At 41.8% G+C, this 19,889-nt stretch carries 14 protein-coding genes and 1 pseudogene; 2 read left to right on the top strand and 13 right to left on the bottom strand.

The window, feature by feature from the left end; all coding sequences use genetic code 11:
- Position 1: 1 nt before the first annotated feature.
- From tnpA to cdaA, 4 genes and pseudogenes are all read right to left on the bottom strand, one after another.
- Positions 2-421 (bottom strand): annotated as a pseudogene (tnpA, locus tag AC4HAO_RS01840) (IS200/IS605 family transposase).
- A 219-nt stretch (positions 422-640) separates the two neighbouring features.
- Positions 641-1,999 carry a phosphoglucosamine mutase gene (gene glmM, locus AC4HAO_RS01835; RefSeq protein ID WP_447452375.1) on the bottom strand — a complete coding sequence of 453 codons (1,359 nt, stop codon included), beginning with the start codon at positions 1,997-1,999 and terminating at the stop codon, positions 641-643.
- 54 nt (positions 2,000-2,053) lie between these two features.
- Positions 2,054-3,040, bottom strand: a complete 987-nt coding sequence (locus AC4HAO_RS01830) for a CdaR family protein (protein WP_491092430.1) — start codon at positions 3,038-3,040, stop codon at positions 2,054-2,056.
- A complete protein-coding gene (gene cdaA, locus AC4HAO_RS01825) occupies positions 3,030-3,887 on the bottom strand; it encodes a diadenylate cyclase CdaA (protein ID WP_491092431.1) in 858 nt (285 codons plus the stop codon). Before cdaA ends, AC4HAO_RS01830 begins: the two co-directional genes overlap by 11 nt.
- A 113-nt stretch (positions 3,888-4,000) precedes the next feature.
- On the opposite strand from cdaA, the gene murT reads away from it, so the two are divergent.
- Together murT and gatD are read left to right on the top strand one after the other, a co-directional pair.
- Entirely contained in the window at positions 4,001-5,344 is a 1,344-nt protein-coding gene (gene murT / locus AC4HAO_RS01820) for a lipid II isoglutaminyl synthase subunit MurT (protein ID WP_491092432.1), read from the top strand.
- On the top strand, positions 5,344-6,132 hold the full coding sequence (gene gatD, locus AC4HAO_RS01815; RefSeq protein WP_491092433.1) for a lipid II isoglutaminyl synthase subunit GatD: 789 nt from the start codon (positions 5,344-5,346) through the stop codon (positions 6,130-6,132). Before murT ends, gatD begins: the two co-directional genes overlap by 1 nt.
- A gap of 178 nt (positions 6,133-6,310) precedes the next feature.
- Here gatD and AC4HAO_RS01810 read toward each other — a convergent pair whose 3' ends face one another.
- The 9 genes from AC4HAO_RS01810 to AC4HAO_RS01770 form a co-directional block, all read right to left on the bottom strand.
- Positions 6,311-8,239 carry a GbpC/Spa domain-containing protein gene (locus AC4HAO_RS01810; RefSeq protein WP_491092434.1) on the bottom strand — a complete coding sequence of 643 codons (1,929 nt, stop codon included), beginning with the start codon at positions 8,237-8,239 and terminating at the stop codon, positions 6,311-6,313.
- A gap of 317 nt (positions 8,240-8,556) precedes the next feature.
- Positions 8,557-8,790, bottom strand: a complete 234-nt coding sequence (locus tag AC4HAO_RS01805; RefSeq protein ID WP_491092435.1) for a hypothetical protein — start codon at positions 8,788-8,790, stop codon at positions 8,557-8,559.
- Positions 8,791-8,903: 113 nt separating this feature from the next.
- Complete coding sequence (locus AC4HAO_RS01800; RefSeq protein ID WP_491092436.1) at positions 8,904-10,739, bottom strand: GbpC/Spa domain-containing protein; 1,836 nt, start codon at positions 10,737-10,739, stop codon at positions 8,904-8,906.
- 198 nt (positions 10,740-10,937) lie between these two features.
- Positions 10,938-11,927 (bottom strand): lipoate--protein ligase, encoded by a 990-nt coding sequence (lplA, locus tag AC4HAO_RS01795; RefSeq protein ID WP_447452383.1) that lies wholly within the window; start codon positions 11,925-11,927, stop codon positions 10,938-10,940.
- A gap of 239 nt (positions 11,928-12,166) precedes the next feature.
- On the bottom strand, positions 12,167-13,933 hold the full coding sequence (gene lpdA / locus AC4HAO_RS01790) for a dihydrolipoyl dehydrogenase (protein WP_491092438.1): 1,767 nt from the start codon (positions 13,931-13,933) through the stop codon (positions 12,167-12,169).
- 189 nt (positions 13,934-14,122) lie between these two features.
- On the bottom strand, positions 14,123-15,511 hold the full coding sequence (locus AC4HAO_RS01785) for a dihydrolipoamide acetyltransferase (RefSeq protein ID WP_491134394.1): 1,389 nt from the start codon (positions 15,509-15,511) through the stop codon (positions 14,123-14,125).
- A gap of 96 nt (positions 15,512-15,607) precedes the next feature.
- Positions 15,608-16,606: an alpha-ketoacid dehydrogenase subunit beta gene (locus AC4HAO_RS01780; RefSeq protein ID WP_491134393.1), complete on the bottom strand. Its 999-nt coding sequence runs from the start codon at positions 16,604-16,606 to the stop codon at positions 15,608-15,610.
- Positions 16,607-16,708: 102 nt separating this feature from the next.
- On the bottom strand, positions 16,709-17,677 hold the full coding sequence (locus AC4HAO_RS01775; protein WP_491134392.1) for a thiamine pyrophosphate-dependent dehydrogenase E1 component subunit alpha: 969 nt from the start codon (positions 17,675-17,677) through the stop codon (positions 16,709-16,711).
- Between the two features lie 180 nt (positions 17,678-17,857).
- On the bottom strand, positions 17,858-19,789 hold the full coding sequence (locus AC4HAO_RS01770; protein WP_491134391.1) for an ABC-F family ATP-binding cassette domain-containing protein: 1,932 nt from the start codon (positions 19,787-19,789) through the stop codon (positions 17,858-17,860).
- Positions 19,790-19,889: the final 100 nt, after the last annotated feature.

Raw genomic sequence — 19,889 nt, 5'->3', positions numbered from 1 at the left:
ATTACTTGCTACTATCCCTAAAGGGATCTTCGCATTCTTTCACACTCAAGAATCAAGGGCTATGTCATGGTTTTTTTGTCCCAAAATATACTTCTTTATGGTGGCTTCATTAAGTCCAACTGTACTGACATAGTAGCCTTCTGCCCAAAAATGGCGATTCCCAAATTTATATTTGAGATTGGCGTGTTTGTCAAACATCATCAGAGCACTCTTACCTTTTAAACACCCCATGAAACTTGAAACGCTAATTCTAGGCGGAATACTGACTAACATATGAACATGATCAAGCATCAAATGCCCTTCAATAATCTCAACACCCTTATAGCGACATAATCGGTGAAATATCTCACCTAAACTGTTGCGATATTGATGATTACTTTTCGTCTATACTTGGGAGTGAACACAATGTGGTATTACACATCCACTTTGTGTGCGATAAACTATGTGCTATATTTTTCTCTTTTCGCTTTACAATAGGCTTGAACACCTTTATTGTACCACGTTGGGAGATTTTTTAGTATAACTTTCGATGCGCACCCGCATAGCGGGTGGTTTTTTATTTCGCACATTCGGAGCGAAACGGACTAAAGTCACTAATATGCTAAAGAGTCTGGACTTTTGTCTCAGACTCTTTAAATCACTAAACTTCATCTATGCCAATTTCCTGACGGACAACATTGGCAATACTATCAACATAATAATCAACCGCTTCTTTCGTCGGTGCTTCTGCCATCACACGAAGGAGAGGTTCCGTGCCGCTTGGACGCACTAAGATACGACCATTACCTGCCATCTCAGCTTCCATCTTTTCAATAACCTCAGCAATGACCGGTACTTCCATAGCCTTCTCTTTCATGTTGTTATCTACACGAATATTAACTAACTTTTGCGGATAGATCCTAACCTCAGCAGCCAATTCTGACAGGGTTTTCCCTGACTCCTTCAAAATTTTAACCAGCTGAATGGCTGTCAGTTGACCATCTCCTGTCGTATTATAATCCATAATGATGACGTGACCAGATTGTTCACCACCTAGATTATAACCTTTGTTACGCATCTCTTCGACCACGTAGCGGTCGCCAACAGCCGTTACCGCCTTGTGCATCCCTGCTTCTTCCAAAGCCTTATGGAGACCAAGATTAGACATAACTGTCGTTACAATCGTATTCTGCGCTAATTTTCCTTGCTCTGATAGGTACTTACCTATGATGAACATGATGCGGTCTCCATCAACAATATCACCGTTTTCATCAACCGCAATCAAACGGTCACTATCTCCATCAAAAGCTAGGCCGATAGCTGCGCCTGTTTCTTTGACAGTTTCCTGTAACCGCTCTGGGTGAGTGGAGCCTACGCCGTCATTGATATTAAGGCCATCTGGACTCTCACCGATAACAGTAATCTCTGCATTTAGATCTAAAAAGACATCACGCGCTGAAACTGAAGCAGCCCCATTAGCTGTATCAAGAGCAACCCTCATACCTTCTAAATCACTGCCGGTTTCTATCAGGAACTTCTCATACTTGCGCAACCCTTCAGGATAATCGACCAAGGTTCCTAAGCCTTGTGCTGACGGTCGAGGTAAGGTATCTTCTGTTGCATCCAGCAGCGCTTCAATCTCAGCTTCTCGGTCATCGTCCAGTTTAAAACCATCACCGCCAAAAAACTTAATTCCATTATCAAAAGCAGGATTATGGCTAGCTGAAATCATAACACCAGCACTGGCCTTCTCAGTTCGAACCAAATAAGATACACCTGGAGTCGCCAAAACACCCAATTTATAAACTTCGATGCCAACTGACAGTAAACCTGCAATCAGGGCGGATTCCAACATTTCACCTGAAATGCGAGTATCACGCGCTACAAAGACACGCGGACGCTCTGATTCATGCTGACTGAGCACATAGCCGCCAAAACGACCCAGTTTAAAAGCTAATTCTGGAGTTAATTCGACATTTGCTTCCCCACGGACACCGTCCGTTCCAAAATAGTTTCCCATAGTATTTCACCAGTGCTAGGCACCTTCCTCCATTCTTAACATTCTTTATTCGACTTATTTCTTAGTCGTGTTGATTTTAACGCTAATCTCGCTTGGATCAACTGTTACACCGTCAGCTGATAACTTTACCTTCTTCGTGGTATTTCCCTTAATATCAGAAATATCGATAAAAGCAGTTAACTCGCTGATGTTATCAAGCGTCGCTTGATCGCCCTGAATCGTAACTGTTGAAGTATCAGTCGTATAGTTAATATTTGAAAGCGAACTATCCATATTACCAGTGAACTTAATCTTAACAGGTACCTTCTTAGAAATAGGACTAACATCCACTGACATTTCAGCTGTCTCCGGAGCAATAGTTGCTGCCAGGACATTACCATTACTATCGACAGCCTGCAGATTTACCTTACCATTAAAATCAGAAGTCAAGGCAGGTTCATTATCTGGCAAGGTAGCTCTGATATGATCAATCTGGCTAATTGTTGTCTCATTGCTGGTAACCTTAACTTTATTGATATCCAGATCTGTAGATTTAACCCTATAACCTCGAGCTATCTGATCGTCAGAAAGATCAGCTTTCACTTCAAAACTCTTGCTGCTCTTTTTACCAATTGTCACCGTTACCGTATTGGGGGCGATTTTAGCCGTCATTCCAGCAGGAAGATTTTTAACATCCAGTTGAACCTTAGAAGTTCCTTCCCTCAGATTAGTCAAATCAGCTGTAACCTGAAAATTACGGGTTGCCTTATCAGTCTCAGCCGCCAAATTAACCCGATTGGAAGAACTCAGGGTTACATTGACGCCAGAAGCATAGCCTGAAATGTAGTACTCACTGCTATCATACTTAAAATTGATAGGAACATTTTCCAGAGTATTGCTAAAAGTTGATGAAGAATTACCGTTAGCGGTCCCTTTATTTGTCCCATCACCACTAATAACAGTCATAAAAATCAAAGTGGCCAACAACAGAGAAAAAATTCCTGTTCCAATGCGACGAATTGTACTGCGCTTAATATACCACCGAAATGTCTTATTTTTCATATTTGCGCCCCCCTCTCAAACGATTGAGCAGGCTAGTTTTTTCAGGATTAACTTGAACTAGTTTATCCCGCAGAAAGGCTTCCAGCTCTTCCTTGCTTAAATCATGTCGGAATTCTCCTCGATACGTAACAGAAAGACCGCCGGTTTCCTCAGAGACAACCAGAGTTAAGGAGTCCGAGTTTTCCGACAGACCAATAGCAGCCCTGTGCCGAGTCCCAAATTCCTTAGAAATATTACCAGATTCTGATAGGGGCAAATAAGAACAAGCCGTAGCAATTTTATTTCCGCGGATAATAACGGCCCCATCATGCAAAGGTGTGTTAGGAATAAAGATATTAATCAATAACTGACTAGTGACATTCGCATTGAGAGCAATCCCTGTTGCAATATATTCCTGCAGCGTTTGTGTCCCTTCAATCGCGATTAAGGCTCCAATCTTACGCGGACTCATATAGGCAACAGCCTTCATCAAGGCGTCAACGAGCTGTTCATCCTCTGGCATATTATTAGTCTGAATAAAAGCTTGCGGAGTGCGCCCAAATTTTTCCAGGCCTGTCCGAATTTCAGGGGCAAAGATAACAACAGCTGCGATAACACCATAAGTAATAACTTGGTTCATAATGTAGCTGACGGTCGTCAGTCCAACAATTTGCGCTAGAAAACGCAGGAGCACAAAAAGAACCACCCCTTGTACTAAAGACATGACCTTAGTTCCTGCCAAGGCATTGATAAATTTATAAATCAAGTAAGCAACAATTAAAATATCCAAGATATTGACTACAATGGCCCAAGGACTGTTAAAAATAGATCGCCAAAATTCTGGATCTAAATTAATGACATCGTTCATACATTCCTCTCTCTCATACTTATCTATTGTAAAAAATCAGCACTAACTATTATAGCACTTTTTGAATGGTTTTTCTCTATCATTCCAGCCATTTTTTATGATAAAATATTGTTATGAAATTACAAACATTACTAGGAATTACAGCAGGTAAATCTGCTCATTTTGTTTTAAATAAGATGGGACGAGGGTCAACTCTCCCTGGTAAAATTGCCCTAAATTTTGACAAACATATCTTAGATGATTTAGCTAAAGATTACGAAATCGTCGTTGTCACAGGAACCAATGGGAAAACCCTGACAACAGCCCTAACGGTTGGCATCCTCAAAGAAGCTTTTGGTCAGGTCGTGACTAATCCCAGCGGTGCCAACATGATTACGGGAATTACGTCAACTTTTTTAACAGCAAAAAAGGCGAAATCTGGCAAAAAGATTGCAGTCCTAGAAATTGACGAGGCCAGTCTGCCAAAAATCACAGACTACATCACCCCCAGTCTCTTTGTCTTTACCAATATCTTTCGCGATCAAATGGATCGCTATGGTGAAATTTACACAACCTACCAGCTGATTCTGGATGGGGCTGCAAAGGCTCCTAAAGCCACTATCTTAGCTAACGGGGATAGCCCCCTCTTCAACTCCAAAGACGTCATCAATCCCTTGAAATTCTATGGTTTTGACACCGGAAAAAGTTCACCAAAGCAAGCTCATTATAATACAGAAGGTATCTTATGCCCAAGATGTCAGCATATCCTAGAATACCGCCTCAATACTTATGCTAACCTAGGTGATTACACCTGTCCAAATTGTGATTTTAAGCGGCCCAAGCTGGATTATACCCTAACAGAATTGACTGATATCACCAACACAAAATCCGAGTTTATCATTGATGGCCAGAATTATAAAATAAATGTTGGTGGTTTATATAATATATACAATGCTTTAGCAGCCGTTTCTGTTGCTGAGTTCTTCGATGTTGCTCCCGATAAAATAAAAACCGGCTTCAACAAGAGTCGAGCTGTCTTTGGGCGTCAAGAAACCTTTAAAATCGGTGACAAAACTTGTACATTGGTCCTAATTAAAAATCCGGTTGGGGCCAGTCAAGCCTTAGAAATGATTAAACTGGCTCCTTATCCTTTCAGTCTATCTGTACTTCTCAATGCTAATTATGCCGATGGAATCGATACCAGCTGGATTTGGGATGCTGACTTTGAAGCGATTCACGATATGGATATCCCTGAAATCAATGCAGGGGGTGTTCGCCATTCAGAAATCGCTCGTCGACTGCGGGTCACTGGTTATCCAGAAGAACAGATTACGCAAGCAGAAAGCCTCAAAGATATCTTGTCTCTAATTGAGAATCAAAAAGAGGAGCATGCTTATATTCTTGCAACCTACACGGCAATGTTGGAATTCCGAGAATTATTAGCCAATCGACATGCAGTTGGAAAGGAGTTGCGTTAATGGTCTACACATCTCTTCAGTCTCCTGACAAGCAAGACTATACCTACGAGCTAAACATTGCTCATCTCTATGGTAATCTTATGAATACTTATGGAGATAACGGTAATGTCCTCATGCTCAAATACGTTTCAGAGAAGTTAGGAGCCAAGGTAACAGTTGATATTGTCTCTCTGGGAGATCAGTTCGATGATAGCTACTATGATCTTGTCTTTTTCGGCGGTGGCCAAGACTACGAGCAATCTATCGTAGCTCATGACCTCCCTAATATCAAGGATGCTATCGCTCACTATATCGAAAACGCTGGTGTAATGCTAGCTATCTGTGGTGGCTTTCAGCTTTTGGGAAAATACTATATCCAAGCTAATGGCGAGCGTATCAATGGTATCGGTGTCATGGGCCACTATACACTCAACCAAGAAAATAATCGCTATATCGGCGATATAAAAATTCATAATGAAGAGTTCGATGAAACCTATTATGGTTTTGAAAATCACCAAGGCCGTACCTTTCTGTCAAAGGATGAAAAGCCACTTGGTATGTGTGTCTATGGCAATGGCAATAATCGGGAAGATGGCTCCGAAGGTGTCCACTATAAGAATGTTTTTGGCAGTTATTTTCACGGTCCTATTCTATCGCGCAATGCTAATTTAGCCTACCGTTTAGTGACGACAGCCTTGCACAATAAATACGGAGCTGATATTTCGCTGGCTAGCTATGATGATATCCTCAGCCAAGAAATTCCTGAAGAATATGCAGATATTAAAAGCAAGGCTGAATTCGATAGTTAAAAGGTCCTGATCCTATATTGCCTACCGTGCTGAAAATATGGATTTAGGATTAATCATTCCCAAAACTATCTTTGATTTTTCCATTTTTCCCATCATCATGTTTGCTAAATAAAAATCCTTGTCTTCTACTAAAGACAGGGATTTTTACGTCACTAAATACACTATTCAAAAAAGAAAATTAGTCCTCATTTTTATCTATTTTGCTGCTACCAAGTAAGGTTAATACTGCATAGCAAATGACACCAACTCCAAATGCTACAATACCATACCCCTTTGAATCACCTGTTTTAGGGAGTGGAGTTTGAGGGTCTATGGGACTAGCCGACTCTGGTTCTGCCAATTGTACAGGAATAGGGGAATTAGGAGCCTGAGGCAGTGGTTTTTCAGGGTCTGGATCCTTAGGTTTTGAGACCTCCTCCGAGATAGTCAACGGTGTTTTAGGAACAGTTGGCGGAACTACTTGGAGATCCTCCACCAAGTTCTTGTGCCAAACTAATGTCAACGGTGCTGGCTCCTCTGGCTTATGTGGGTCTTCGGCTGGCTCTGGTGGTAGAGGAGCATCGCCGGGATTTTCCGGAACAGCAACAACTGAATTCGTAGAAAACCAAATTGTTGTCGGAATATAGGGATTATTACCACTGGCCGTAAAGGTAAATTCTTTCCCCTTATAAGTCATTGCACCAGCCCCATAAAAAGCTGTTACAGACCGCGGCGTACCGTCAGCATTAATAGCATCCCAGCCATCTGCCCCTTCAGCATCAAAAGTTGCTCCCTGCGACTTACGCTGGTTTTGCTGTTCTGCATATATATACTCACCATGCAAATCTACTGAGGAGCCTGGGATTTTGATAAATTCGTTAGCACCGACTGAAACTTTCTCAATATGATCCCCTAAATCACTCGTCCAATGATTGAGTGAAGACAGACTCATGATAGCTTTGTTGTCGCTCATATCAATTTCATTGTCATTTTGATCAAAGAAACGAATCTGCATGGTAACACTGACAGGATCCTTTTCACCACCTTCAGGGACCTGAGCACCAATAAAGATCGTTTTGGTCGGATCATGATAGAGTTCGACAATAGCAGTCCCATCAGCACTGGTTGAACTGTTAAGTCTATAGGTGATAGTAACTTTTTTAATCTGTTTTTCGCCATAGCTAGACTTGGTCAAATCTGAATATGTAGCTGTTACCGTGTCGCCAACCTTCATCTTGAACCAAGTATCTTCTGAACCAGAGTAAGGATTTTCTGTCGTTAATTTATCAGGACCATAATTATCGGTATTATAGTGCTGAAGGACATCACTATTAGAGGTTACTTCCCGCATCCCTTCCTTAGTGATATAATCGGTCACACCTTCAAGACTGATGATGGCTCCAGGCTCGCTCTGGTAAACAAGACCTTGAGCAGTCTCAACACGACCAGCTGCAGTACCGTTTTTAACCTGCTCCTGATATTCTTGCCACGCTTTTAGCTTAGCATCATATTCTTTCTTTTCAACTTGATAAGCTGCCAGAGCTTCCTGATACAGCTTGTCTAACTCAGGTTTAGCAGCAAGATCACGCTGATATTTTTCAAACGCTACCCTATAATTATCCAGTTTTTGCCTTTGATCTTGTAAAGCCAGCTGAATCGCTTGGGCCTGCCTTTGATTATCAGCATGGGCAGCGTCTATACTAGGCTGTGTTTGTGTTTGAATCTCTTGTAAGCGAGCTACCTGATCACCAGTCAGGTTATTATCCTGATTAAAAGTCGTAACGGCAGACTTTGCTTCTTCTAAATCGTTTGAAGTCACCTCAGAAGTAACCTGTATCGTACCATTGCTGTTTTCAACACGTGAAACTTCTGTCACAGTTGGGTCAGGCACTGCTACCTCTGAATCGGTTGAAGCCTCATTGCCACCCTCAGACAAAATTGTTTGATTATCAGCAGCTGCTGCTTGATCTGTTGCTTGATTACCCCCTGACTGCTCTTGAACAGCAGAGGGTTGATTAGCTTGGTCACTAGCAGTAATATCATCCGCAAGAGCAGAATTAGCTGCCAATACAGTCGCCAATAACAAGCTGCTAAACAGGGTGTAGCTTGTACGTTTTTTTGATGTCATCTCATTATCCTCCCAATGATAATAGAAATTAATTATTATTTACTCGATGAGTCTCCCATAATATCGTCAATGATTACACATTGAATTTTTCTCATCCTTAAAATAGTAACACATCGTAATATTTTTGTAAACTAATTGAGCTAATTAAAATATTTTATTCCTCAAAATATTTACTTCCTTTTCATTTTTATTAAATTTCAAAAGTATATAGTAATCTTATTTGTAAGCCTTGAGAAACAAAAAAGAGTGACCAGAACTAAAAATTTTGGCTCTGACCACTCTTTAATTTCTAGACACTGACCTGAAACATCCTCTGTCTAAAAATTATGCTTTTTCATACGTTCCTCAAATATTCCATTAATGATATCAGAGAGTTGCTGAGCCACATCTGCTGGCAGCTCCCCTTCAATATCCGCCTTGGAATAAAGGTCTGGATGCTCCCTAGCAATCTTTGTCAATGTAGCCTTGGTAGCATGATTTTGAAATATCTTAGGAATACGTTTCATATACTCTGGCCGAACAAGGGCCAAAATCTTTTCATCTGCCGTCATTCATCCTTCCTCCCATATTGTATTTCTCTCGGCTAGGATTCAGTTTACCACTTTTTACCAAAAATAAAAAGTCCCTCAGACAAATTCCGAGAGACCTCTATCAAATAATTAAATTAGTCTTCTTTACGTTTGCGGCTTCCAAGCAAGGTTAATGCCGAGAAGGCTACAACACCGGCACCAAAGGCTGCAACACCATAGCTATTAGCATCACCTGTTGAAGGAAGTGCTTGTGCTTGCTGTGGCGCTGGAGCAGCTTGTTCGCTCTTAGCAACCGTAATAGTCTTTTCTGGTGCTTTAGGAGCTGGAGACTTAGGAGGTTCTGGACTCGTTGGAGTCGTTGGTACCTCTGGTGTCGTTGGTGGCGGAGTTGGTTCACCCGGCTCATCTGGTTTTGGATTATCAGCAATCGTTTTAACAATAGCCTTGTTATATTTAACACTAACAGCTGACAACTTAGGCATTTCTGGTTCTTTTGGTGCCTCACCTGGCTCTTGAACAGCAAATGAGTTAATCGCAAACCAGATAGCTGTTGGAACTTCAGCATTGTTACCCGAAGCTGAGATCGTAAATGGCTCACCAGCATAAGTCATAGCTGCAGCACCATAGCTTGAAGAAGTTGTACGCTTTTCGCCATCTTTATTGATTTTATCCCAACCTTCTTCACCGTCACCATTGATGGTAGCACCATTAGCAACATATTGGTTTTCAGTTGGTGAGTAGATAGCACCATCTTCATTAAGGCGAATAGATGAATCCTTAAATTGAACAAACTTACTATCGCCGATATTCAGAACTTTCTCAACGTGATCACCATATTGGGTAGTCCAGTGGTTAAGAGAAGCTAAGCTGATAACAGAGTTATTGTTCGACAGATTGATAAGATTGCCATTTTCATCGTAGAACTTCACTTGGATATCCATCTTAACAGCTTTAGATGGATCATCTGATGTTTGTGCACCAACAAAGATTGTCTTAGTTGGATCATGGTAAAGTTTAGCGATTGCTGTGTTATCATCGCTTGTTGATTCAGTCAATGTGTAGGTCGCCACAGCTTTAGCAATCTTGGTACCAAGATAATTAGAATTTTCAAGATTAGTGTAAGTAGCTGTTACTGTATCACCAACATGCATCTTAAACCATGCATCTTCATTGGAAGCATATGGATTTTCAGATGTGAAATCAGTATCTGGATATTTGTCAGTGTTGAATTGTTGAAGGATTTCATCTTGAACGTGGTTAGCTTGCGCTTCCTTAGTCACGTATTGGTCAATGCCTTCAACAGAAACAACAGCATTAGGTTCATTATTGTAAACAAGACCTTTAGCTACTTCTGCGTTTTCAGGACTAGTCAAGTTTTTAACCTTTTCATGGTAATCATTGTAAGCCTTAACTTTTTCGTCATAAGCAGCTTTAGCAGCAACATATTCTTCATTTGCCTTGTTATAGTTTGCTAATTTCTCACGATAATCAGTGACGTTCTTTTGGTACTGTGCCAAAGTATTCTGAATAGCTTCTGCTTGGGCTTTATTGGCAGCATCAGCTTCTTCGACAGTATCATAAGTCTTAGTTTCGCCTTCAGAAATAGTTACAGGCGGAACCGGCACCGACTGTGTAGAGTTGGCATCTTGAGTACCACCGTTAGCATCACCTTTATTGCCATCAGTTGATGGTTGGTTAGCCTTGTTAAAGTTATTAACATCACCAACTGCTTGCGTCAACTCTGGTGAAGTCACTTCTGAAGTAGTCGTTGTTTTGTTGTCCTCAGTTGTTTGATTAATAACTTTGACCTGAGGTCCAGATGTTGATACTTCTGAAGCCTGATTGTCTGCGGCAGTGTTATTAGCATTTACATCAGTTGCTTCATCAGCAAGAACTGACTGACCAGCAGCAAGAGTCGTCAATACTAATCCACTAAGCAATGAGTATTGAGTCAATTTCTTCTTTCCCATTTTAATAACCCTTCTTGATTATAGAAATTTAGCAATGTTACAAACTCATTTAATTTGTAAAATCCTTGCTATGTCAAACAGTGTAACAAAATAGTTATAGAAAATCAAACTCAGACGGCCTTTAAGGATATTTTATAAAAAAACTCAACACTCCCGTATTTTCAAAGTAATACTTGTTATTTAAATGTAATTTTTCTGTTAAGCTACAATTGCCTTAGCTACTTCTTCAGCGCTCATACCTGAGAAATAGCGGCTGATATCTATTGTTTTCAAATGTTCCAAAACGTCTCGATATTCGTAACGGCACCCCAATAAGAGATTCTCTATAGCCTCAACATCTAAGACACCAAAAAAGTCACCATAAATCTTAATGCCTTTGATTATTGAATTTTCAACATTGGCAAAGGTATTGATCTTGCCGGCAGAATAGCGGACATTGCGTTCAATTGTATATTCTGGTGCCTGACCGTAAGTCCAATCCCAAGTATTAAACTGCTCTTCGTAAGATTTCTGAATTTTAGCTAGTTCATCATCATTGAGGACATACTCCGTCATGTCAGGATACATTTCCTTCATCTTGTCCAAAATTTTATCTGAAAATTCTTGGACTGTAATCTTCTCTGGTAGTTCACTTAAAATATTAGTAACCCGGGAGCGCACGGATTTGACTCCCTTGGATTCAATTTTATCCCTACTTACCTTTAGGGCATCGCCTAGGACAGTCATATCAACATCGAACAGGAGACAGCCATGATGCATCATCCGTCCCTTGTAGTAAGCTTGAGCATTTCCACATATTTTCTTACCATCAATCTCAAGATCATTACGGCCGGAAAATTTTGCCTGAACACCCAAATCAGCTAGAGTTGCAATTACAGGTTCTGAGAAGGTTTTAAAATCAAAGGCTCCTTCATCAGACTTATTAGAAATGATAGTGTAATTGAGATTGTTTCGATCGTGATAAACTGCACCACCACCCGACAGCCGACGAACAACACGAATCCCATGTGCATCTGTATATTCTTTATTGATTTCCTGAATTGCATTTTGGTGTCTACCAATAATAATAGCGGGATCGTTGATCCAGAGAATAAAAAGTTCATCCTCATCAACTAGCTCTCGAAAAGCATAAGCTTCCAAGGCAACATTGTAGGCGGGATTGTTAGATTTATTAACGATATATTTCATTTAATAAGAACCTCACATCTGAATAAAATTTCATTAGTATGATGATTTTGACATATTTTCAAAACAAAAGAGAGTGGGACAAAAATCGGTCAATCGTCATGAAGTGGCGATTTTGATTTTCCTCGCTCTCTTATTTTAAGGCGCAAACCTCTGCTACTTTCCTGTTTTTAGGTGGCAGGACTTTTGTCCTTTTTCTTCTATCTTGCTTATAAATGAATGAGCAGAAAAAGAGTAGCGGATTATTTGCGTTTTGGCGGATTATGAATGGCTTCTCCAAGCACATCAGCAAAGGCTTCATAGAGCACTTCAGAGAAAGTCGGATGACCGTGGATAGATTGGAGCAATTCGTCGACAGTCAGTTCATTTTCCATAATAGTTGAAGCTTCATTAATCATTTCAGCAGCAGATGGACCGATAATATGAACACCAAGAATTTCATGATACTTGGTATCGGCAATGACTTTTACAAAACCTTGTGCTTCATTCGAAGCAATAGCACGACCGTTACCAGTAAAACTAGCCTTACCGACCAAAATGTTGCCATACTGCTGACGGGCATCCTCTTCCGTTATACCGCACATGGCCACTTCTGGATGCGTATAAACAGCAGCCGGTGTAAAATCAAGATGGGCTTTGCGGACATTCCCCCAGATAGCATTTTCAGCAGCGATCTCACCCATACGATAGGCCGCATGGGCCAGCATCTTAGTACCATTGACATCCCCCGGTGCATAGATGCCTGAGATAGAGGTTTCTTGATAGGCATTGACCTTGATACGGCCGCGCTCCATTTCTAAATCAAGTTTTTCTAAACCTTTCAGCTGTGGCACTCGACCGATAGACAGAAGCGCTTTTTCAGCAACCACTTCTTCACCGTTATTAAGTTTAAGCGTCAGTTGATTGTTAGCTTCAACAATTTCAGAGACACCAACCTGCGTCTTAATTGTCATACCTTTCTTAGTCAGGATTTTTTCTAGTTCCTTGGATACTTCTTTATCCATAGCAGGAATGATACGGTCAGCCATTTCAATGACGGTGACTTCTACACCGTAAGAAGCCCAAACCAATCCTAGCTCAATTCCAACAACACCACCACCCATCACAGCTAGCGACTTAGGCATTTCACGCAGATCTAAAATATCATCAGAAGTCAATACTAACGAAGAATCAATGCCTGGAATATTGATACGAGAAACTGTTGAACCTGTCGCTAAGATGATGTTTCGACCCTTGATTGTCTCAGAGCCGATTGTTACCGTCTTATCAGGATTTACGGTAGCAAAACCGTTGAACATGGTGACCTTATTTGCTTTGAGAAGACCGCGAACGCCGCTAGTCAACGTTTTAACAACGGAATTTTTGAAGTCGACAGTCTTGTCCATATCAATGCTGTAGTTAGTTGAGGCTAGATTGATACCGCGACCCGCCGCGATCTTTAAGCCATCCAAAATCTCGGCATTCTTCAGATAGGTCTTAGTGGGGATACAGCCTTTGTTGAGGCAGACACCGCCATACTCGGCTTTTTCAATGATAGCGATCTTTCCGCCTAGCTGAGCACCGCGAATAGCAGCATAGTAACCAGCAGGACCGCCGCCGACCACAACAATATCATACTCATCATCAGCTAGGGCTGCAGGGGTTGGTACAGCATCAGGAACCGGAGCCTTAGGAACTTGCAGACCTGCGGCTTCTAAATTAGCAGCCGCTTCTTCGACAGCTGGCTCTGGGGAAACAGGGGCTGACGCAGCACCAGTATCCACAACTTCACCTTCTGCACCAATATAGCCGATCGCTTCTGTAACAGGCACTGTGTCACCTGCTGGATGAATGATTTTCAGAAGAACACCTGAGTCTTCCGCTTCGATTTCCATATTGGTTTTATCGGACATAATTTCAAGGAGGATATCACCTTCTTGAACTGTATCACCTTCTTGTTTTTTCCACTCGATGATTTCGCCTTCGGCCATGTCAACACCGAGCTTAGGCATAATAATTTCAACTGCCATATTTAAGATACCAAGAGCGAAAAGAAAGCGACTGAATCTAGGAAAGCGTGGAAAATCCTGATTTCCCAAATGATTTATCTTTTTTCCGAGCTTTCGGCTCGGGCTCAGTTCCTTCTTCCTCTTGCTCTACATCCTTTCTTTGTTTTGTTTAAAGGTTCTTCTACTGATAACCTATCTCGTTATTTCTAATCAAATCAAGAGTTCCATTGGGTTTTCGAGCATATGCTTGAGGTCCACCATGAATTTGGCGCCATTCATACCATCGACGATCCGGTGGTCAATGGTCAAGCAGAGTTGCATAATAGGGCGAATGGTAATTTCGCCATCAATAACAGTCGGCGTTTGAACTGTCGCTGCCACACCCAAGATAGCTGAGTTTGGCTGATTGATGATTGGATCAAAAGACTTGGTTCCAAACATTCCCAAATTAGTGATAGAAAAGGTCGAGCCAGACATTTCAGCCGCCTTAAGCTTACCAGCTTGAGCCTTTTTGATAACATCTTTTGAAGCGACGACAAATTCTGATAGGCTCATCTTATCAGCATTGTGAACCACAGGAACAATCAAGCCTTCGTCCAAACCAACAGCAATACCAAGATTGACAAAACGATGTAACTCGATATCACTGGCATCATTGATAAGAGAAGCGTTGAGATATTCATGCTCTGGTTTCATCAAGGTACGGACGACAGCTAAGCCAATGAGATCCGTGAAGGTGACCTTTTGTCCCGTTTTTGCCATAATTGGCTCAAGGATCTGCTTACGTAGAGCCATAAGATTGGTCATGTCAATATCGTAATTAAGCGTAAAAGTTGGTGCTGTCAGGTAGGAATTGGTCATACCTTTAGCGATAGCCTTACGCATAGCCGACATTGGCTTGATTTCAACACCTTCTGGTAAAGTTTGAACGGGTTCCTCTGAAGTAGTAGAATCAGCAGTTGGCTGTTGGGGTTGACTAAGTGCCAAAATATCCTCCTTGGTAATCTTACCAAAAACACCACTGCCCTTCACTGTTGCTAAATCGACACCTAAGTCAAGGGCCATCTTACGAGCCAGTGGGGTTGCTTTAGGTTGGGCACCCTTGAAGTTCTCAACATCTTCCTTATGAACACGCCCATGAGGGCCCGAACCAGACACTTGTCCAAGGTCAACCCCCTGCTCCTCAGCTAGCCTTCGAGCAGCTGGTGTGGCACGAACCTTGCTAGTAGTAGCCACTCTAGGACTATCTGAATCCGCTGAAGAAGCTGGCATTGCTCGCGGTGCTTCCTGAGGAACTGCGGCTGGTTGCTGGTCAGCATCTGAGGCTGGTTCAGCTAGCCAATCAGCCTCAACCACTTCCCCAGCCTCGCCGATATACCCGATAACTTGGGTAACGGGGACCGTATCGCCAGCAGGGTGGACAATCTTGATCAGAACACCTGAGTCTTCAGCTTCGATTTCCATATTTGTCTTATCAGACATAATTTCAAGTAAGATGTCACCTTCTTGAATGCTGTCGCCCTCTTGCTTTTTCCACTCGATGATTTCACCTTCGGCCATATCAACACCGAGTTTAGGCATAATAATTTCAACTGCCATAGTTTGTCTTGAATAAGCAGACAAAAGCCTTTAAACAAGGCTTCTTTACTTATCCTCATCCTTTCTAATCATTTAGGCTGACGTTAGGTATCGAGCTTAGTTACCCTTGTTTGCCATTTTAATAATTTCTGACTTAATTTTTCCAACATCTGGTAGAATAGCTTGCTCTAAGACACGCGCATAAGGAACAGGTACATCTTCACTGGCCAAACGCACAATTGGGTGATCAAGATAATCGAAAGCTTCGCTTTCGGTAATCATTGCCGCAATCTCACCGGTGAAACCGCCTGTCTTGTAGGCATCATTGACTAACATTACCTTACCAGTCTTTTTAACAGAATTGATAATTAATTCCTTGTCGAGCGGGATAAGAGTACGCGGGTCCACAACTTCAACACTGATCCCCTGCTCTGCCACTTCCTCAGCCGCTTGGAGTACGCGCTCAAGCAGGCGACCGTAAGTCACAATTGTAAGATCCGTTCCTTCTCGCTTAATATCACCCTTCCCAATTGGGATATAAAAATCTGGATCTAAACTGACCTCTTCCTTTTTGCCGTAGAGAGCCTTTGGCTCCATAAAGACAACGATATTATTATCTTGGATAGCAGACTTGAGGAGACCCTTGGCTTCATTAGCGTTACCTGGAGCAACGACCTTAATACCTGGAATGTGGGTCAGCCAAGCTTCCAAAGATTGAGAGTGCTGGGCTGCTGAACCAATACCAGAACCTGATGCCACACGGAAGGTTACAGGGGTCTTGAGACCACCACCAAACATATAGTTATTCTTGGCACCGTTATTAACGATAGCATCTAGAGCAATAGTTAAAAAGTCCATAAAGGTAATATCTACAATTGGACGCAATCCCGTAATGGCTGAGCCGATAGCTGAACCGGCGATGGCCGCTTCAGAAATTGGAGTGTCCTTGATACGTTTGGGCCCAAACTCTTCAAACATACCAACCGAAGTTCCAAAGTCTCCACCATAGATTCCGACATCTTCTCCCATCAAGAAGATATTTTCATCCTTACGCATCTCTTCGGTCATGGCCAAATTAACAGCCTCCCGCAGCGCCATTTTTTTCGTTTCTGTCATTATTTTCTCCATCAATCTATCAAGTCATTATAAATGATTTTTTACTCCAATAGCCTAGTCTTAGTCCCATTGGACAAACGCTCAAATTTTCGAATAAAAGAGTTAATCTACCCACACATCTTCAAAAGCCACAGAAAGATCTGGATCTGGACTGTTCTGAGCAAACTCATAAGCATCATCGATTTCCTTAACGACTTGCTCATGGATAGCTTCCAACTCCGCTGCTGTAATATCCGTATTTTGAACGGCATAATCGCGGAATTTGAGAAGAGGGTCTTTGGCTTTCCAGCTATCCACCTCGTCTTTGCTACGGTATTTACCAGCGTCGGCTGTTGAGTGACCAAACCAACGGTAAGATTCAACCTCGATGATAGCAGGTCCATTACCAGCGCGAACATATTCAACTACTTCTTGCATTTTATCATAGACGGCCATGACATCGTTGCCATCTTCGACATAATAACCTGGAATACCATAAGCTTCTGCACGAGTATAAAGGTGAGGGGTATTGGTCGCCTTATTGATATCCATTGAAATGCCATAACGGTTATTGATGATAAAGAAAATCACTGGCAGTTTCCAAGTTGCAGCCATATTGACTGACTCGTGAAAGGAGCCTTCATTAGTAGCACCATCACCTGAAAAAGCTACAACAATGTTACCTGTCTCTTTATATTGTTGAGTAAGGGCTGCCCCAACTGCTAGGGCATAACCACCGCCAACAATACCATTGGTCCCATAGTTCCCCTTTTCAAAGTCAGCCAAGTGCATGGAACCGCCACGTCCTTTAGAAACACCAGTTACTTTACCAGCCAACTCAGCCATCATACCCTTGAGATCCATATCCTTGGCAATAGACTGACCATGACCTCTGTGGTTGGAAAAAATGATGTCGTCGTAACCAAGGTGGGCTACTGCACCAACACTAGCTGCCTCTTCACCTACTGAGAAATGAGTCATCCCTTGGACAAAGCCACGACGAACTAATTTATTAATACGCATATCGAACTCACGGATACGCTCCATTTTCAAGTATAATTCTAGCAATTGCTCTTTCGATAGTTTTGCCATATCAACCTCCACATAATCTTTTACAACTCTATTTTATCCGAAAATTTCACAAACTGCAAAAAAGAAGCTCATTGATATTATAAGAAAGAAAGGGATTTCAAAATAAAATTGAGTGTTTTTTCACAAACTAAAAAAGCCCTTGCCCAGATACTAATCTAAGGACAAGGGAGCAGTTCTTGCTCACTCAAATTCTTCTAGTTGCTCGTGTAATTCTTCCCATTCTAGCATCAGATCGTCTTGCTGCTGAGTGAGGAGATCAAGATCAGACTGCAAATCCATCAGAGTCTGGGCATCATTTGTCTGCCCCATTTCTTCTGAAATAGCCACACCTCTGCCATCAAGAACTTCTAACTCACTTTCAAGCTGTTCTAAGCGCCGAGTTAATTTACGAACTTCCTTTTGGGTCGCCTTTTGAGTTTGATAATCCGAAGCAAACCGAGAACCCTGAACAGGATCTTGCTGGGGTTCTAGGTTCTCACCATCAACAGATAAGCGCGCTAATTCTTGCTGCTCTGCTTTCTTTTCAAGATAATAGTCATAATCTCCCAGATAGAGCGTTGAACCCTGAGCTGATATTTCCAATACTTTAGTCGCTACACGATTGATAAAATAACGATCATGACTAACAAAGAGCAGCGTACCGTCAAAATCAATCAAGGCAGCTTCTAAAACCTCCTTGCTATCGATATCCAGATGGTTTGTTGGCTCATCTAGAATCAAAAAATTATTATTTTCCATAGACAGTTTAGCGAGAAGCAAACGCGCCCTCTCACCCCCAGACAACATACTGATCGATTTTTTGACATCATCACCAGAGAAAAGAAAAGCTCCTAAACGATTACGAATTTCCACCTCTGGTGTGGTTGAAAAAGCATTCCAAAGCTCATCCAAAACCGTATTGCTTCTGGTCAGATTGCCTTGACTTTGATCATAATAGCCAACCTCAACGTTAGCTCCGTAAATTGAAGTCCCCTTAATAAAAGGTGTTTGCCCAACAATGGATTTTACTAAGGTAGATTTACCAATACCATTTGGACCAACGATTGCGATGGCATCAAATTTTTTTACATCCAAATTAATCGGCTCTGACAAAATCTGTTGATTGTAACCAATCGCAGCATCGTTGACCGTTAAAACAACATTCCCTGATGCTTTATCCGAGTGGAAAGTCATGTTAGCTGATTTTTGACCCGCTTGGGGCTTGTCCAACCGCTCCATTTTTTCAAGCTGTTTACGACGCGCCTGAGCCCGCTTGGTGGTTGAAGCGCGAACAATATTCTTCCGAACAAAGTCCTCTAGTTTAGCAATTTCTTTAGCCTGTTTTTCATAGGCTTTGGCTTCCGACTCTAAACGCTCAGCCTTGGCGTCCATAAAAGCCGAGTAATTGCCCACATAGCGGTCCAAAGAATGGGGGGTCAGGTCATAAGTAATCGTTGCCACCTTATCTAAAAAATAGCGGTCATGGCTGACTATAATCAAGGCTCCTTGGTAATTAACCAAATAGTTCTCCAGCCAAGCAATGGTCTCAATATCCAAGTGATTGGTCGGTTCATCCAGCACCAAAAGTTCTGGTTTTTCCAGCAGCATCTTAGCCAGAGCTAAGCGGGTATTTTGGCCTCCCGATAAGGCAGAAACCGGAGTCTGCCACATACTCTCATCAAATTGAAAGCCATTTAAAATAGCCTTGATTTCTGCTTCATAGTTAAAGCCCCCCTGGCTACGAAAGTTCTCAGACAGCTGGTCGTAATCCTGCATTAGTTTATCTAACTTTGCACCTGAGACTTCTCCCATCTGCTGCTCCATCATCCTCAATTGATGTTCCTGCCGGCGCAAATCTTCAAAGACTCGTAACATGCTGCCATAAACAGTATCTTCAGATTTAAAACGGCTGTCCTGAGCCAGATAAGAAAGACTCAAATCTCGTTTAGTATTAACCTGACCAGAGGTTGGGTCTTCTTCGCCAACCAAAATTTTCAGCAACGTTGATTTTCCTGCTCCATTGCGGCCGACTAGGGCAATGCGATCGCGCTCATTAACCTGAACAGTAATATTATCAAAAAGGATGTCCCCTGCAAAAGAGCGTTCTAATTTATTTCCTTGTAAAATAATCATACTTTTATTATAACAAAAAGAGAATAAGAAATAACTCCAAAATCCTTGTTTGAAATTTCTTATTCTTCCAATCCCTAAGATATAAAACAACTGACCAACT

The organism is Streptococcus sp. ELY_137 (assembly GCF_058314515.1).
This window is presented reverse-complemented; position numbering and strand designations above follow the sequence as displayed.

Excerpts from the sequence above, each read along its gene's own strand:
- glmM (WP_447452375.1), bottom strand. The coding sequence starts at position 1,999 with ATGGGAAACTATTTTGGAACGGACGGTGTCCGTGGGGAAGCAAATGTC.
- AC4HAO_RS01830 (WP_491092430.1), bottom strand. The coding sequence starts at position 3,040 with ATGAAAAATAAGACATTTCGGTGGTATATTAAGCGCAGTACAATTCGT.
- cdaA (WP_491092431.1), bottom strand. The coding sequence starts at position 3,887 with ATGAACGATGTCATTAATTTAGATCCAGAATTTTGGCGATCTATTTTT.
- murT (WP_491092432.1), top strand. The coding sequence starts at position 4,001 with ATGAAATTACAAACATTACTAGGAATTACAGCAGGTAAATCTGCTCAT.
- gatD (WP_491092433.1), top strand. The coding sequence starts at position 5,344 with ATGGTCTACACATCTCTTCAGTCTCCTGACAAGCAAGACTATACCTAC.
- AC4HAO_RS01810 (WP_491092434.1), bottom strand. The coding sequence starts at position 8,239 with ATGACATCAAAAAAACGTACAAGCTACACCCTGTTTAGCAGCTTGTTA.
- AC4HAO_RS01805 (WP_491092435.1), bottom strand. The coding sequence starts at position 8,790 with ATGACGGCAGATGAAAAGATTTTGGCCCTTGTTCGGCCAGAGTATATG.
- AC4HAO_RS01800 (WP_491092436.1), bottom strand. The coding sequence starts at position 10,739 with ATGGGAAAGAAGAAATTGACTCAATACTCATTGCTTAGTGGATTAGTA.
- lplA (WP_447452383.1), bottom strand. The coding sequence starts at position 11,927 with ATGAAATATATCGTTAATAAATCTAACAATCCCGCCTACAATGTTGCC.
- lpdA (WP_491092438.1), bottom strand. The coding sequence starts at position 13,933 with ATGGCAGTTGAAATTATTATGCCTAAGCTCGGTGTTGACATGGCCGAA.
- AC4HAO_RS01785 (WP_491134394.1), bottom strand. The coding sequence starts at position 15,511 with ATGGCAGTTGAAATTATTATGCCTAAACTCGGTGTTGATATGGCCGAA.
- AC4HAO_RS01780 (WP_491134393.1), bottom strand. The coding sequence starts at position 16,606 with ATGACAGAAACGAAAAAAATGGCGCTGCGGGAGGCTGTTAATTTGGCC.
- AC4HAO_RS01775 (WP_491134392.1), bottom strand. The coding sequence starts at position 17,677 with ATGGCAAAACTATCGAAAGAGCAATTGCTAGAATTATACTTGAAAATG.
- AC4HAO_RS01770 (WP_491134391.1), bottom strand. The coding sequence starts at position 19,789 with ATGATTATTTTACAAGGAAATAAATTAGAACGCTCTTTTGCAGGGGAC.